Source organism: Herbiconiux liangxiaofengii (genome assembly GCF_041927335.1).
GTDB classification, from domain to species: Bacteria; Actinomycetota; Actinomycetes; order Actinomycetales; family Microbacteriaceae; genus Herbiconiux; species Herbiconiux liangxiaofengii.
Genome location: NZ_JBHFHD010000008.1, coordinates 517,208 through 532,277, shown reverse-complemented (window position 1 = coordinate 532,277; position 15,070 = coordinate 517,208). Strand labels below are relative to the sequence as shown.

Sequence of the window (15,070 nt, the reverse complement as noted above, 5' to 3'; positions counted from 1 at the left end):
AGCAGCATTACGGTGAGACACGAAGACCTCCGGCAGTGGTGATGGAACCTAGACAGCTCCAACCCTCCACCGGAGGTCTTCGTCACTTCAAGACATCACACATCAACCAACGTCCCTGGGCAGTACAGCTAGCGGAGCCCGAGCGTCGCGACGATGTCGTCGACCACCGTGCCCGGCTGGGCCGCCACCGTGATCGCCGCCCCGGCCTCGTCGTCGCCGAGCGGTTCGAGGGTGGCCAGCTGCGATCCGAGCAGCGCGGGCGGCATGAAGTGGTCTTCCCGGGTGGTGAGGCGCGCGGCGATCAGCTCCGCCGATCCGACGAGCTGCACGAACAGCGCTCCCGGGTCGGCCTCGCGCAGAAGGTCGCGGTAGACCCGCCGCAGCGCCGAGCACGCCACCACGACCCCGGCCGTCGAGCCTGCAGCATCCGCCTCTCTCACCCGGCCTGCCGCGGCGGCGCCGACGGTCCGCAGCCACGGCCAGCGGTCGTCGTCGGTGAGCGGGATGCCCGCCGCCATCTTCGCGACATTGGCCTCGGGATGCAGGTCGTCGGCGTCGACGAAGGCCCAGCCCAGCCGTTCGGCGAACTGAATGCCCACCGTCGACTTGCCCGACCCGGAGACCCCGGTGATGAACACCACTCGACTGCGCATCCCCCCAGTCCACCACGGGTCGGGGAGCTCGCGACCTGTTTAGTAAACGTTTGCGTAGCTCGAAACAGGGTGCCTACAGTCGACCCACACCGCCGACGAAACCGATTGCGCGACGCCACCCGACGTCACATCCCAAGGGAGGGACCATGCCGACCATCCGCGATGTGGCCCGCCTCGCCGGAGTCTCGCCCGCCACCGTCTCCCGTGTGGTGAACGGTCTCGTCGGCTACTCGCCCGTCACCCAGCGCCGCGTCGAAGAGGCCATCGAGCAGCTGCACTACGAGCCCGACACCCTGGCGCGCAGCCTCAAGACCAAGCAGACCGCGGTGATCGGAGTGCTCGCACCGGTGGTGTCGGATGCGCTCGCCTCCCAGATCATGGCCGGCGTCGAAGCGGCGGCCCGGCTCCGCGGTCACTCCGTCATCCTCGGCCGCACCGGCCCCGGGTCGACGTTCGCGGCCGACTACCTGCGAACGCTCCGCACCTACCGCGCCGCCGGCGTCATCCTCATCTCGGCCGCGGTCACGCCCGAGATGCGGCGCGTGCTCGGGTCGACCGTTCCGTTGATGTCGGTCGCCATCCGCGACGGACACCGCTTCTCGAGTCTCGCCATCGACGACGAGGCCGCCGCCTACGACGGCACCCGGTACCTCATCGCCGCCGGTCACCGGCGGATCGCCCTGCTCGCCGGCGATCCGGCCTCCGTGCTCGTGACCACCGTGCGGGTGCGCGGCTATCACCGCGCCATGGCCGAGGCCGGCCTCGCGCCCCTGGTCGAGCACGGGAACTCGCTCTACGACTCGGCCCCGCCGGCTCTCAACCGACTGCTCGTGCGCGATCCGGAGCTCACCGCGGTGTTCGCGCTGAGCGACGAGATGGGCGCGGCCACGGTGAACGAACTGCAGCGCATGGGCCGGCGGGTGCCCGAGGAGATCTCGGTGCTCGGCTTCGACAACACGCGAACCTCGCAGCACGTGCATCCGGCGCTCAGCACCGTGGCGCAGCCGCTCGAGCGGATGGGCGAACTGGCGGTCGAGAAGCTGCTCGCCATGGGCGACACCGGCCCGCGCATCCTGCCCCATCGCCTGATCGAGCGCGGCTCTACCATGCCCCGTCTCGACACGGCAACGGGATCGCCCTGACGCGGGCGGGCGCGGAGACTCCACGCCAACGCCCGAACACCCTCATCACCCCCCTGCACCACCCCCATCACAAGGAGCAATCATGATGCAACGACGCCGTGATCGACGAGTCATCGTCGGCCTCGCCCTCGCCGCCACCGCCGCGATCGGCCTCTCGGCCTGTTCGGGCTCGGGCGGCTCCGGCAGCTCGAGCAGCCCGGCCGCCGAGGCCGCCCTCGAGGGCCGCGGTCCCATTCAGTACGTGTCGAGCCCCGACGCCTCGGGTGCCGCACAGGGTTCCATCGACGAGTGGAACGCCGCCCACCCCGACGAGCAGGTGGAGTGGGTCGAGCTGCCGCTGGACGCCGACCAGCAGCGCCAGCAGATGGTGCAGAACGCCCAGGTCGAGGGCGCGAGCTACTCGGTGCTGAACCTCGACGTGGTGTGGACGAGCGAGTTCGCCGCGAACCGCTGGATCACCCCGCTGCCCGAAGACGCCCTCCCGCTGGACGACATGATCCCCGCCACCGTCGAGGCCGCGAGCTACCGCGACACCCTGTACTCGGCGCCGTACTACACCGACGGAGCGCTGCTCTACTCGCGCACCGACCTGCTGAGGGCCGCGGGCGTCACCGAGGCCCCGCAGACGTGGGACGAGCTGCAGACGGTGTGCGACGCCGTGATGGCGCTGCCCGAAGCCGCGGGCATGTCGTGCTACGCCGGCCAGTTCGACAAGAACGAGGGCCTCACGGTGAACTTCAGCGAGGCCGTGGCCTCGGCCGGAGGGTCGCTGTTCGACGACGACGGCACGCCCACGGTCGACACCCCTGAGGCCGCGACCGCGCTGCAGTTCCTGGTCGACGGGTTCGACAGCGGCATGATCCCCAAAGACGCGATCACCTACCAGGAGGAGCAGGGTCGTCAGGCCTTCCAGGAGGGCAAGCTCGTGTTCCTGCGCAACTGGCCCTACATCTACAAGTCGCTGTCGGCGACCGACGGCTCCAGCCCCGTGGCCGGCAACTTCGGTGTGAGCGCCATCCCCGGCGAAGACGGACCGGGCGTCTCGACCCTCGGTGGCCGCAACATCGCCATCTCCTCGTTCGCCGAGAACAAGGCCACCGCGCTCGACTTCATCACCTTCTTCACCAGCCAGGAGCAGGAGGAGAAGCGTCTCGCGCTGAGCTCGCGTGCCCCGGTGTACGCCGAGTTCTTCGAAGACCCGGCCGTCACCGCGAACTACCCGTACCTGCCCACCCTGCTGACCTCGCTCGAGAACGCCGCGCCGCGCCCCACCGTGGTGCAGTACGGCGCCACGACGGCCGCGATCCAGGATGCGATCTACTCGGCGCTCACCGGTGACACCGAGCCCGAGGCCGCACTGTCGGGTCTTCAGGACACACTCACCGAGATCACCAACGGCTGATGACCTCCACCCTCAGCAGGGCCCCGGGAGCTGCCCAGCAGCCTCCGGGGCCCGGCCGCCGGGCCGGCGCGGAACGCGCGCCGCGCGAAGGCGGAATGGCGACGCTGCTGCTGTCGCCGACCTTCATCGTGCTGGCGCTGGTGATCGCGTATCCGCTCATCTCGGCGCTCTACCAGTCGCTGTTCGCGGCTCAGTCGGGCCTGGATGCGAGCGGCTTCGTGGTCGAGGGCGAGAACTTCGTCGGCCTCGGCAACTACATCGACATCTTCACCGGCGGCGACGCCGGGCGCTTCTTCAACGCCCTGTGGAACACCACCTTCTTCACGTTCGTCTCGGTCGGGCTCGAGACGATCATCGGTGTGGCCTTCGCCGTCGCGATGAACCGCGCGTTCAAGGGGCGGGCCTTCCTGCGTGCCGCCATCCTGATTCCGTGGGCCATCCCCACGGCCGTGTCGGGCCTTCTGTGGCGCTGGATCTTCCAGTCCAACGGCATCGCGAACGACCTGCTGAACCAGCAGATCCTCTGGACGGCCGAGGGCTTCGCCTCGCAGGTGGCCGTGATCATCGCCGAGGTCTGGAAGACGGCCCCGTTCATCGGCCTGCTCGTGCTCGCGGGCATGCAGCTCATTCCCGAAGAGGTCTACGAGGCCTCCAAGCTCGACGGCGCCGGTGCCTGGAAGCAGTTCTGGCAGATCACCCTGCCGCTCGTGCGCCCGGCCCTGCTGGTCGCGGTGCTCTTCCGCCTGCTGGATGCGCTGCGCATGTTCGACCTGCCGTTCGTGATGATCGGGCCGCGCAAGAGCTCGGTCGAGACCCTGTCGATCCTCGCCTGGGATGAATCGAACCAGTTGCAGTACGGCACCGCCTCGGCGTTCGCCATCATCCTGCTGATCTACGTGGGGCTCATCGCGTACGTGTTCATCCGCGTGCTCGGGGCCGACGTGGTGGGCGACAGCGACGAGAACGCCGCCAAGAAGGCCACGAAGCTCGCCGCCCGGGCATCCCGCATCAGAAAGGACGTGGCACGATGACCGCCGTCTCCGAACGCGACCTCATCGCCGGCCGATTCTCGTCGCCGAAGCGCCGTCGCACGAAGGGCCTCGGCTCGGCGATCACCCGCTGGGTGGGCATCGCCATCGTGGCCGTGTACTGCCTCGCGCCGTTCTACTGGATGATCGTGTCGAGCCTGCGCCGCACGAACGACATCTTCGAGACGTCGCTGCTGCCCACCACCTGGTCGATCGAGAGCTACCTGCAGGTGTTCGACTCGTCGAACGACTTCGGGCGGTCGCTGCTGAACAGCCTGATCGTCGCGGGCACCACCACGATCCTGGCGCTGGCGATGGGCATCTTCGCCGCCTACGCCATCGCGCGGCTGAAGTTCCGGTTCAAGTCGGCCATCCTCGCCGTGATCATCGCCACCTCGATGTTCCCGGGCATCGCCGTGGTGGTGCCGCTGCTGCGCCTGTTCACCGACATCGGGTGGATCAACACGTACCAGGCCATGATCGTGCCGAGCCTGTCGTTCGCGATCCCGCTGGCGGTCTGGAACCTCACCACCTTCATGAAGCAGCTGCCGCACGACCTCGAGCAGGCGGCGATGATCGACGGCTGCACCAAGTGGCAGGCCTTCACCAAGATCTTGCTGCCGCTCGCCGCACCCGGCGTGTTCACGACCGCCATCCTCACGTTCATCCACAGCTGGAACGAGTTCATCATCGCCCTCTCCATGGCCAACGACCCCGCCATCCAGACCGCCACCGTGGCGATCTCGAAGTTCACCGGGGCGAGCGACTTCCAGGCGCCGTTCGGTGCCCAGATGGCCGCGGGCGTCGTCGTGACGATCCCGCTGATGATCGTGGTGCTGCTCTTCCAGCGCCGCATCGTCGACGGCCTCACCGCGGGCGCCACCAAGTGACGCACTGGTGGCAGACGGCGCTGATCTACGAGGTCTACCCGCGCTCGTTCGGCGACTCCGACGGCGACGGGGTGGGCGACCTGCGCGGCATCATCGAACGGATGCCCTACCTCGCCTCGCTCGGGGTGCAGGGTCTCTGGCTCACCCCGTTCCAGCGCTCGCCGCAGGTCGACCAGGGCTACGACATCAGCGACTACTGCGACGTCGATCCGCTCTTCGGCACCCTCGACGACCTCGACGAGCTGCTCGAGGCCGCACACGCGAACGGGCTGCGGGTGCTCGTGGACATCGTTCCGAACCACACCTCTGTCGAGCATCCGCTGTTTCAGGATGCTCTCGCCGCCGCCCCCGGCTCGGCGGAGCGTTCGCTCTTCCACTTCCGCGCCGGCGGCGGGCCGACCGGCGACGAGGCGCCCAACAACTGGGTGAGCGTGTTCGGCGGGCCCGCCTGGCACCGGGCTCATCCGTCGTCGGAGACCGACACCGAGTGGTACCTGCACCTCTTCTCGTCGGCCCAGCCGGACTGGAACTGGGACAACCCGGAGGTGGCGGAGTACTTCGACGGCGTGCTGCGGTTCTGGTTCGACCGGGGCGTCGACGGCATCCGCATCGACGTGGCGCACGGCCTGTTCAAGGCCGAGGGCCTGCCCGACTCGCCGACGGTGCCCACCGTGATCGACGGGCTGCGGTCGAACCCGCTCGCCATGGATCAGGAGCCGGTGCACGGGATCTACCGCCGCTGGCGGAGTCTCGCCGACGGCTACACGCCGGCGCGACTGCTGGTGGGCGAGGTGAACCTCGAGCCCGAACGATCGGCGCGCTACACGCGGCCCGACGAGCTGCACCAGACGTTCGCGTTCGCCTTCGCCCGGCTCGGCTGGAACGGTGCCGACTGGGTGGATGCGGGAACGCGGCTCGACGAGGCCAGGCGCGCGGTCGGCGGCGAGCCCAGCTGGGCGCTGGAGAACCACGACCTGGTGCGCACCGCGACCCGCTTCGGCGGGGGCGAACGCGGGCCGGCCCGCGCGAGAGCCGCCCTCGTGGCACTGCTCGGGCTGCCCGGCGCCGCCTATGTGTACCAGGGCCAGGAGCTGGGGCTGCCCGAGGTCGACGTGCCGATCGCCGAGCGTGCCGACCCGATGTGGCAGCAGGGGGGCGTGAGTCGCGACGGCGCACGCATCCCGCTGCCGTGGACGGTGTCGCCATCCGGTGCCCACGGCTTCTCGCCCTCGGGCTCGGGCGTGGCGCCCTGGTTGCCGGTGCCCGCAGGCTGGGGCGACTTCGCGGTGGAGCGGCAGCAGACGGATGCGACGTCGACGCTCGCGCTGTTCCGTGCGGCGTCGACGCGGCGGGCCGAGCTGCTGGCCTCGGGGGTGTTCGGCGCGGCCGAGGCCGCCTCGTGGAGCCTCGACGCCGACGGACTGCTGCTCTGCCGCCGATCGGGCGGTGCGGTGGTGGCCGTCGCGATGGGAGAGGCCGCCGTGCGGCTTCCGGCGGGGGAGCTGCTGTTCGCCTCGGCGCCGCTCGTCGACGGTCTCCTGCCGGCGGATGCTGCGGCCTGGCTCCTGCCCGCCTGAGGATCAGGTGAGGCGCCGCACCAGGTCTTCCCAGCCCTCGGTGAGGCGCGGGAGCATGCGCTCGAGGTCGGCGTCGGGCAGCCAGACGATGGCGTCGAGCATCGCCATCAGGTTGAACGAGAGCACCGGGATGTCGCCGTCGACGCCGGCCTGCCGCAGCAGCGTGCCGATGTGCACCTCGGCGAGACGGCGGGCCGGCACGGCGTAGCGTTCGTCGGCCGGGCGTTCGGCAGCCCGCAGGAGCGGCACCTGCCGCGCCGCCGTGGCGAGCTGCGCGCGACCGAATGCCACCAGCCGTTCGACGGGCGGAGCTCCTGGGCCCAGCGGCGGGGGCCCGCTCAGGAAGCCTGCCTGGAACTCCCGCTCCGAGTCGTCCAGCAGCGCCTGGAAGAGTCCGGCGCGCGACCCGAAACGACGGAAGATGGTGCCCTTGCCGACCCCGGACTCCGCGGCCAGTCTGTCCATCGTGAGGCACTCGCCGCCGCCCTGGTCGACCAGCCGCCGGGCCGTCTCGAGCAGCAGTTCGCGGTTTCGCGCGGCATCCGATCGCTCGGGCGGGCGCAGACCGACGGTGGGGTTCAGCGGCCCGGGCGGCCCCCCGATCGGATCCATGCCCGGACTGTAGCACGCGACATCCTGCAACCCGGGGAATAAACGGACTTCAGTCCGCTTTAATAATCTCGAACCGCGGGATCCCCCCGCCCCACCACTCAGGAGACACCATGACCCAGAAGTCCGTCCTCGTTCTCGTCGGCAGCCTTCGCGCCGCCTCCACCAACCGTCAGCTCGCCGAAGCGGCCGTCGACCTCGCCCCCGAGGGCATCGATCTGGCCATCTACGACAAGCACGGCGAGCTGCCCCTCTACAACGAGGACATCGACGTCGAGGGTGCGCTGCCCGACTCCGTCGTCGCGTTCCGTGCGGCCGTCGACGCCGCCGACGCCATGCTGATCGTGACCCCCGAGCACAACGGCACCGTGCCCGCCAACCTCAAGAACGCCATCGACTGGGCCTCGCGCCCGTACGGCCAGGCCGCGATCGTGGGCAAGCCGGTGGCCGTGATCGGCACCGCCTTCGGCCAGTACGGCGGGGTGTGGGCGCAGGACGAGGCCCGCAAGGCCCTCGGCATCGCCGGCGCCACGGTGATCGAGCCCACCCTGTCGGTGCCCAACTCGGTCGTGCGCTTCGCCGAGACGCACCCGAAGGACGACGCCGAGATCGTGGCCCAGCTCGAGGAGTTCATCGCCGCCTTCGCCGCCTCGCTCGAGAACGTCGACCAGCAGGCCGCGTAGCCCCCACGCTGCCCGCCGAGTTGCGCCAAAAGGCCCCCTCCCTGTTCGGGAAGGGGCCTTTTGGCGCAACTCGGCGAAGGCGAGCGCGCGGGGGCTACTCGCCGGCCTGCTGCTTGGCGACGGCCTCGGCGTAGTCCTTCTTCACGGCGTCCATGTCGAGGGCCCGCACCTGTGCGATGACGTCTTCGAGCACCGTGCCGGGCAGGGCGCCGGGCTGCGCGAAGATCGGGATGCCGTCGCGGTAGCCGACCAGGGTCGGGATGGACGTGATGCCGTAGCTGGCGGCCAGCTGCTGCTGGTCTTCGGTGTCGACCTTCGCGAACGTGATGTCGCTGTGCTCGTCGGAGGCCTTCTCGAACACCGGCGCGAACTGCTTGCAGGGGCCGCACCAGTCGGCCCAGAAGTCGATCAACACGATGCCGTCGGCGATCGTCTCGTCGTGGTTGTCAGTGGTGAGGGTGGTGGTGGACATGCTTCAGTGAACACCCGGCAGGGCTCGGTTGTTCCCAGGGCGCGCCCGTCGCCGGGCGTGCGCACGCGGCATCCTGGACGGAGCGGGCTCAGCTGACGTGCACCTCGGGCCGATTGCGCCGGTTGGGCTCGGCCCGCCGCAGCACCTCCCGCGCCACCGGAGCGACCTCGCCCGTGCCGGTGACGAGGTACTTGAACATGTTCGAGATGGGGCTGCCCTCGGTCCACTCGAAGTAGATGCCGGGCACGACGCCCGTGAGGTCGCGGATCTCCAGCAGCACTGTGGCGATGGTGTTCGGGATGTTGCCGCTCGTGACCTTCAAGACCCGGTAGCCGTGCACGGTCTCGCCGCGCACCACCAGGTCTTCTTCGAAGTCGGAGGAGTCGGACGGGTACACCTCGAGGAAGATGACGGGCGAGCGCATCGGGATTCCGCTGTCGCGCCGCTCCTCGCTGATCTTCTGGCGGTACTCGGCAGCCGAGCCGTCGTCGGGCTCGTTCGCGATGATGCGGATGGAGTCGAACTCGTCGGCGTCGGTGAGTACGAAGTCGAGCGCCATGGCGTCGAGCGTCACCGAGGTGGCGCGCAGCTGGAAGGAGCGGTGCACCCGCGACACGATCGACACCACGATGATGCCCAGGATGAACAGCCCAGCGATGCGAACGCCGTCGGGCCGCTCGATCACGTTGGCGACCGTGGTGTAGAGGAACACCACGGCGATGGCGCCGAAGCCGATGGCGGCCGCCCTCTGCTTCTTGCGGGCCGCCGACAGCGTGACGGCGACGGATGCCGAGGTGATCAGCACCAGCACGCCGGTGGCGTACGCCCCGGCCTGAGCGTCGACGTCGGCCTGGAAGACGAGCGTGATGATCACGGCGATGGCCGCGAACACGAGCACGAGCGGCCGCACGGCGGCGGCCCAGTGCGGCGCCATGCCGTAGCGGGGGAGGTAGCGCGGCACGAGGTTGAGCAGGCCTGCCAGTGCCGAGGCGCCGGCGAACCAGAGGATGGCGATGGTGGCCACGTCGTACACGGTGCCGAAGCCGTCGCCCAGGAACTGATGCGCGAGGTAGGCCAGCGCCCGCCCGTTCGCGGGGCCGCCCGACTCGAACGCCTCCTGCGGAATGAGGAACGTGGTGACGATCGACGAGGTGATCAGGAAGGTCGACATGATGACGGCCGCCGTGGTGAGCAACCGCTTGGCACCACGGATGCGCGCCACCGGCTTCTGAGGCGTGTCGCCCGCGCCGCCCGTGATCTGCGGCATCACGGCCACACCGGTCTCGAACCCGGAGAGCCCGAGGGCGAGCTTCGGGAACGCGATGAGCGCGATGCCCACCATCACGAGCGGGTTGCCGTGCTGCCGGGTGAGGGCCGACCACCAGTCGCCCACCACCACGGGGTTCTCGAACACGTGCACGATCGAGACCGTGATCACGATGGCGTTGAGCAGCAGGAACGCGGCCACGAGCACCACGGCGATGTTGATGGCCTCTTTGAATCCCCGCAGGAAGACGACCGCGAGCGCGAGCACCAGCACCAGAGTGAGAAGCACCTCGTTGCCCTCGAACCACGACGGCGCGAACGGGTTCTCGATGGCGTGCGCCGAAGCATCCGCAGCGGAGAGCGTGATGGTGATCATGAAGTCGGTGGCGGCGAAGCCGAGCAGCACCAGCACCACGAGCTTGCCGCCCCACCAGGGCAGCAGCTTCTCGAGCATGGCGATCGAACCCTCACCGCGGAAGCTCTCGCGGGCGACCCTGCGGTACACCGGCAGAGCTCCCAGGAGCGTCACCAGCACGAGCACGATGGTAGCGATGGGGCTGAGCAGGCCGGCCGCCAGGGCCGCGATGGCGGGCTGGTAGCCGAGGGTCGAGAAGTAGTCGACGCCGGTGAGGCACATCACCCGCCACCACGAGTGCGTCTTCTCGGGCTTCGAGGCTCCGGGCCCCGGATGCCGGCCCGCCGTGTCTTGCAGGCCGTCGGTGAGCCACCTCCGCAGCCGCGACTTCTCGGGGGGCGCGTCGGGCCACGGCTGGCCGGGGGTGATCGGCGATCCGGCGCCGACCGTGGGTGAACTCATGCTCCATCTATACACGCTGCGCGCGACGAGCAGGTCACCACGTCGGAGGTTGTGGAGAGAGCGCCGACGGGTCCGATTGTGAAGGAGCAGCCCCCGGGCGTCGAAGCGGGGTCAGCCGAAGATCATGGGGCGGTCGTCATCGTCCTGCGCCAGGGTGTCGGAGAGCTCCAGATCGAGGTCCACCACCACCGGCACGTGGTCGGAGGGGGCGTCGCCCTTGCGCTCGCCGCGGTCGATGCGCGCCGCCGTCACGAGGTCGGCGAAGGGCTGAGAGCCCATGACGAAGTCGATGCGCATGCCCTCGTTGCGCGGGAAGCGCAGCTGCTTGTAGTCCCAGTAGGTGTAGCCCGTGGGCACGAGGGGCCGCACCACGTCGGCCAGGCCGATGCGCTCGAACTCCGCGAACGCCGCGCGCTCGGGGGCCGAGACGTGGGTCGACTCCGCGAAGACTCCGATGTCCCAGACATCCGTGTCGAGGGGCGCGATGTTCCAGTCGCCCATGAGCGCGAGCGGTTGCGCCGGGTGCTCGGAGAGCCAGCTCTCCGTCTGGGCGGCGAGCTCGTGCAGCCAGACGAGCTTGTAGTCGTAGTGCGGGTCGCCCAGGGCGCGGCCGTTGGGCACGTAGAGGCTCCACAGGCGCACGCCGTCGACCGTCACACCGAGGGCGCGGGCCTCCAGCGGCAGCGACCCGTCGTCGATCGGCTTGCCGAAGCCGGGCATGCCCGTGAAGGTGTTCGCCACGTCCTCCAGCGGCAGGCGGCTGGCGAACGCCACGCCGTTCCACTGGTTGAGGCCGTGCAGCACCACCTCGTAGCCGGCCTGCTCGAACGCCTCGAACGGGAACTGCGACTCCTTGCACTTGATCTCCTGCATGGCGAGCACGTCCACGTCTTCCCGCACCAGCCAGTCGACCACGCGGCCCACCCGGGCTCGAATGGAGTTCACGTTCCAGGTCGCAACACGCATGGCTCAACGCTACCGCCCACCCGCCGGGCGCATCCGCTGCTTCGCTAGGCTGACAGGATGGCGGGACAGGGCGAGGGCGACGACGCGCGCGCCACCGCCGAACGACTGCGGGAGCGGCTCGAGGAACGGTTCGAGCAGCCCCTCGAGCGTGTCACCACGGTCACCCGGCAGACGCTGGCGCTGTTCCCCGCGCGGGTGTGGCGCCGGTTCCTCGCCGGCAACGGCTTCCTGCTGTCGTCGGGCATGAGCTACCAGGCGCTGTTCGCCGTGTTCGCGGCGGTGTACCTCGTGTTCGCGAGCGCCGGCATCTGGCTGGTGCAGTCGCCCGAGACGATGGATGCGTTGGTGCGGCTGATCAACACCTACGTGCCCGGCCTCATCGGCGACCAGGGCATCATCTCCGACTCCGACCTGCGCACCATCGCCACCTCGAACGCGTCGTTGCTCACCATCACCGGCGTGCTCGCCGTGCCGGTGCTCGTGTGGACCGCCATCGGCTGGATCACCTACTCCCGCATCGCCGTGCGCACCATCTTCGGCATGCCCCGCGACACCCGCGCGTACCTGCTGCTGAAGGCCAGGGACTTCGTGGTCTCGGTGCTGATCGGGCTGGTGCTCTTCGCCGCGGCGCTGCTGAGCGTGGTGAGCACCTCGGCGATCGACTGGATCCTGTCGCTGTTCGGGGGCGGGTTCCGCGACGGCACGCGGGCGTTGATCACGGTCGGCGGGCTCGTGCTGGTCTACGCCATCGACGTGGCATCGCTGATGGTGCTGTTCCGCTTCCTGGCCGGCGCGCGCCTGACGCTGCGGCGGATGTCGGTGGGCGCGCTGCTCGGCGGGGCGGCGCTGCTCGGCCTGCAGCTGCTCGGCAGTTCGCTGCTCGGGGGTGCGAGTCGCAATCCGCTGCTGTCGACGTTCGTGGTGTTCATCGCGCTGCTGCTGTGGTTCCGGCTCACAAGCGTCGTGACGCTGGTGGCGGCATCCTGGATCTCGGTGGCCGCCGAAGACCGGGGCGAGGCGCTCTATGAGCACACCGCGGCCGAACGGGCGGCTCTCGAGCACGAGGCGCTGCTGATCGCCTCGGCGGTGCGCCTGCGCGAGGCCGAGCGTGAGCTCGAGGAGGCCTCGTGGTGGCGGCGGCCTGCGGCCACGTGGCGACGGGATGCCGCGCTCGAGGAGCACCTGGCCCTCGAGAGCGTGAATCCGCCGGGCGCTCCGGCGGAGCCGACGCCGTGAATCCGCCGGGCGCTCCGGCGGAACCGAGGGGCAGGATTGAGCCATGACGAGTTCTGAGCCGTTCCCCGTGTCCGCGCCCGTGGTCGTGACGGGAGCCACCGGCGCCGTGGGCGGCCGGGTGGCCCGGCAGTTGCACGACGCGGGCGTCCCCGTGCGTCTGCTCGTGCGCGATGCCGCGCGGGCCCCGCAGCTCGACGGCCCGGCGGCTGTGGAGGTGGCGATAGCGGAGTACCGCGATCCGCACGCCGTTCAGCGGGCCCTCGAGGGCGCCGAACTGGTGTTCATGGTGTCGGGGGCCGAGAGTGCCGACCGGGTCGACGAGCACCGCACCGTCATCGAGGCCGCCAGGGCCGCCGGCGTCGGCCACCTCGTGTACACCTCGTTCTTCGGGGCCGCGCCCGACGCCGTGTTCACCCTTGCGCGCGACCACTGGGCCACCGAGCAGCTGCTGCGGGCCAGTGGCCTCGGCTTCACGGCGCTGCGCGACAACTTCTACACCGACTTCCTGCCGCTGCTGGCCGGCGACGACGGGGTCATCCGGGGGCCGGCCGGTTCGGGCCGGGTGGCGTCGGTGGCGCGGACCGATGTGGCGGATGCCGCGGTCGCCGTCATCCGGCAGCTGAGAGACGGCGGGCCACAGGCCCACACGCACCGCGACGCCGTGTACGAGCTCACCGGGCCCGAGGCGCTCACCCTCGCCGAGGTGGCGGGCATCGTGTCGGAGTTCGGCGGGCGCGGACCGGTCGTCTTCCACGACGAGAGCATCGACGAGGCCTACGAGTCGCGCGCGGTGTACGGGGCGCCGCCGTGGCAGCTCGACGCCTGGGTGAGCACCTACACGGCCATCGCCACGGGCGAGCTGGCACGCGTGTCCGACGACGTGCAGCGCCTCACGGGCCACCCTCCGCGCAGCCTCCGCGACGTGCTCACCGCCTGAGCCGAACGGCACCGGACGGCGCTGGGCAGCAGCACCGGAGCGCGGCACCGGGGTGTGGCGGGGGCGTCGGTAGACTGGCGCGGTGACCGACGCGCGCAGCCAACTCATCGAGTACATCAAGACGGATGCCGTGTTCCACGGCGACTTCACGCTCACCAGCGGCAAGAAGGCGAGCTACTACGTCGACCTGCGCAAGGTGTCGCTCGACCACCGCGTCGCGCCCCTGATCGGCCAGGTCATGCTCGACCTCATCGACGGCATCGCCGACGTGCACGCCGTGGGCGGCCTCACCATGGGTGCCGACCCGATCGCCTCGGCGGTGCTGCACCAGGGCGTCGCCCGGGGCCGCGCCTACGACGCCTTCGTGGTGCGCAAGGAGCCAAAAGACCACGGCCGCGGCCGCCAGGTCGAGGGCCCGGATGTGGCCGGCAAGCGCGTGATCGTGCTCGAAGACACCTCCACCACGGGCGGGTCGCCCCTCGCGGCGATCGCGGCGCTCGAGAAGGCAGGGGCCATCGTCGTGGGCGTCGCCGTGGTGGTCGACCGCAACACGGGCGCCGGCGAGCGCATCGAAGAGGCCGGCTACCCCTACCACTACGCCATCGGGCTGGCCGACCTCGGCCTGGAGTGATCGGTGGGCTCCCGCGGCGAGGGCCCTCAGGGTCGTGACGGCACCGGCGGTCGCGAGGGCGTCGAGGGGCGCGGGGCTCCTGGCCGCCTGACCGCACGGCTCCCACGGGTGGCCGCGGTGGTGCTGGCGGCGCTCGTGGCGGTGGGCGTCGTGGTCGCCCTGTTCGCGGTGGGGCTGCGGGTGGGTGGCGGCTCCGGCGCGACGGAGGCCGGCGGCACCGGCACCGGTTCGACCTCCCCGGCGGAGGGCGTGACGGATGCCCGGCAGACACCCTCGCCCGCGGCGACCCCTTCGCCCGTGCCGACCACGGCTCCCGCAGCCGACACGGCGCAGCAACCGCCGCAGCTCCCACCCGCGCCCGCCGCCCCGGCCGCCCCCGGCGATCACGCCTGGAGCGACCTCTTCGGCGGCGAGTGCCTCGGCACCTATACCTCCCCGTGGGAGGAGCGCTTCACGGTGGTCGACTGCGCCACCCCGCACCCCGCCCAGGTGGTGACACGCGGCCTCTTCCCCGAACCGGCCGGCGCCACCTACCCCGGCGAAGCCGAGCTCGGTGCCCGGCTGAACACGCTCTGCACGGCGCCGTCGGTGCTGAACACCGCCGCGGCATCCGATGTCGCCGACCTGCGCTGGCAGGGCTCGTTCCCCGCCACCGACGCGGACTGGGCCGCCGGCGACCGCGTGTACTACTGCTTCTTCACCACTGCCTCGGGCGCGCCCCTCAGCGGCACCCTCGTGCCTGCCGCCTGACCGACCCAGGT

At 70.4% G+C, this 15,070-nt stretch carries 15 protein-coding genes; 10 read left to right on the top strand and 5 right to left on the bottom strand.

Going from position 1 to position 15,070, the window contains the following annotated elements:
• Nucleotides 1-128: 128 nt before the first annotated feature.
• Nucleotides 129-653: a gluconokinase gene (locus tag ACEXOR_RS08845; protein ID WP_374849202.1), complete on the bottom strand. Its 525-nt coding sequence runs from the start codon at nucleotides 651-653 to the stop codon at nucleotides 129-131.
• Between the two features lie 146 nt (nucleotides 654-799).
• On the opposite strand from ACEXOR_RS08845, the gene ACEXOR_RS08840 reads away from it, so the two are divergent.
• The 5 genes from ACEXOR_RS08840 (at nucleotide 800) to ACEXOR_RS08820 (ending at nucleotide 6,692) form a co-directional block, all read left to right on the top strand.
• Nucleotides 800-1,795: a LacI family DNA-binding transcriptional regulator gene (locus tag ACEXOR_RS08840; RefSeq protein WP_374849201.1), complete on the top strand. Its 996-nt coding sequence runs from the start codon at nucleotides 800-802 to the stop codon at nucleotides 1,793-1,795.
• A gap of 82 nt (nucleotides 1,796-1,877) precedes the next feature.
• On the top strand, nucleotides 1,878-3,197 hold the full coding sequence (locus ACEXOR_RS08835; protein WP_374849200.1) for an ABC transporter substrate-binding protein: 1,320 nt from the start codon (nucleotides 1,878-1,880) through the stop codon (nucleotides 3,195-3,197).
• On the top strand, nucleotides 3,197-4,228 hold the full coding sequence (locus ACEXOR_RS08830) for a carbohydrate ABC transporter permease (protein ID WP_374849199.1): 1,032 nt from the start codon (nucleotides 3,197-3,199) through the stop codon (nucleotides 4,226-4,228). The genes ACEXOR_RS08835 and ACEXOR_RS08830 overlap by 1 nt, the downstream gene beginning before the upstream one ends.
• Nucleotides 4,225-5,115, top strand: a complete 891-nt coding sequence (locus tag ACEXOR_RS08825) for a carbohydrate ABC transporter permease (protein WP_374849198.1) — start codon at nucleotides 4,225-4,227, stop codon at nucleotides 5,113-5,115. The genes ACEXOR_RS08830 and ACEXOR_RS08825 overlap by 4 nt, the downstream gene beginning before the upstream one ends.
• Nucleotides 5,112-6,692: an alpha-amylase family glycosyl hydrolase gene (locus tag ACEXOR_RS08820; protein WP_374849197.1), complete on the top strand. Its 1,581-nt coding sequence runs from the start codon at nucleotides 5,112-5,114 to the stop codon at nucleotides 6,690-6,692. Before ACEXOR_RS08825 ends, ACEXOR_RS08820 begins: the two co-directional genes overlap by 4 nt.
• A 3-nt stretch (nucleotides 6,693-6,695) precedes the next feature.
• Here ACEXOR_RS08820 and ACEXOR_RS08815 read toward each other — a convergent pair whose 3' ends face one another.
• Nucleotides 6,696-7,304 (bottom strand): TetR/AcrR family transcriptional regulator, encoded by a 609-nt coding sequence (locus ACEXOR_RS08815; protein WP_374849196.1) that lies wholly within the window; start codon nucleotides 7,302-7,304, stop codon nucleotides 6,696-6,698.
• Between the two features lie 110 nt (nucleotides 7,305-7,414).
• Between ACEXOR_RS08815 and ACEXOR_RS08810 the strand changes: the two genes are divergently transcribed.
• Nucleotides 7,415-7,984, top strand: a complete 570-nt coding sequence (locus tag ACEXOR_RS08810) for an NADPH-dependent FMN reductase (RefSeq protein WP_374849194.1) — start codon at nucleotides 7,415-7,417, stop codon at nucleotides 7,982-7,984.
• Between the two features lie 94 nt (nucleotides 7,985-8,078).
• On the opposite strand, the gene trxA is transcribed toward ACEXOR_RS08810, so the two are convergent.
• The 3 genes from trxA to ACEXOR_RS08795 all read right to left on the bottom strand — a co-directional run bounded on the left by trxA (nucleotide 8,079) and on the right by ACEXOR_RS08795 (nucleotide 11,505).
• Complete coding sequence (gene trxA, locus ACEXOR_RS08805; RefSeq protein ID WP_374849193.1) at nucleotides 8,079-8,456, bottom strand: thioredoxin; 378 nt, start codon at nucleotides 8,454-8,456, stop codon at nucleotides 8,079-8,081.
• Nucleotides 8,457-8,544: 88 nt separating this feature from the next.
• Nucleotides 8,545-10,539 (bottom strand): APC family permease, encoded by a 1,995-nt coding sequence (locus tag ACEXOR_RS08800; RefSeq protein WP_374849192.1) that lies wholly within the window; start codon nucleotides 10,537-10,539, stop codon nucleotides 8,545-8,547.
• Nucleotides 10,540-10,650: 111 nt separating this feature from the next.
• On the bottom strand, nucleotides 10,651-11,505 hold the full coding sequence (locus ACEXOR_RS08795) for an exodeoxyribonuclease III (protein WP_374849190.1): 855 nt from the start codon (nucleotides 11,503-11,505) through the stop codon (nucleotides 10,651-10,653).
• Between the two features lie 57 nt (nucleotides 11,506-11,562).
• Here ACEXOR_RS08795 and ACEXOR_RS08790 point away from each other — a divergent pair, with 57 nt between their 5' ends.
• The 4 genes from ACEXOR_RS08790 to ACEXOR_RS08775 all read left to right on the top strand — a co-directional run bounded on the left by ACEXOR_RS08790 (nucleotide 11,563) and on the right by ACEXOR_RS08775 (nucleotide 15,059).
• Complete coding sequence (locus tag ACEXOR_RS08790; RefSeq protein ID WP_374849189.1) at nucleotides 11,563-12,741, top strand: YihY/virulence factor BrkB family protein; 1,179 nt, start codon at nucleotides 11,563-11,565, stop codon at nucleotides 12,739-12,741.
• A gap of 43 nt (nucleotides 12,742-12,784) precedes the next feature.
• On the top strand, nucleotides 12,785-13,678 hold the full coding sequence (locus ACEXOR_RS08785; RefSeq protein WP_374849188.1) for an SDR family oxidoreductase: 894 nt from the start codon (nucleotides 12,785-12,787) through the stop codon (nucleotides 13,676-13,678).
• An 82-nt stretch (nucleotides 13,679-13,760) separates the two neighbouring features.
• Nucleotides 13,761-14,309 (top strand): orotate phosphoribosyltransferase, encoded by a 549-nt coding sequence (gene pyrE / locus ACEXOR_RS08780; protein WP_374849187.1) that lies wholly within the window; start codon nucleotides 13,761-13,763, stop codon nucleotides 14,307-14,309.
• 3 nt (nucleotides 14,310-14,312) lie between these two features.
• Nucleotides 14,313-15,059: a hypothetical protein gene (locus ACEXOR_RS08775; protein WP_374849185.1), complete on the top strand. Its 747-nt coding sequence runs from the start codon at nucleotides 14,313-14,315 to the stop codon at nucleotides 15,057-15,059.
• The last annotated feature ends 11 nt before the right edge of the window (nucleotides 15,060-15,070 follow it).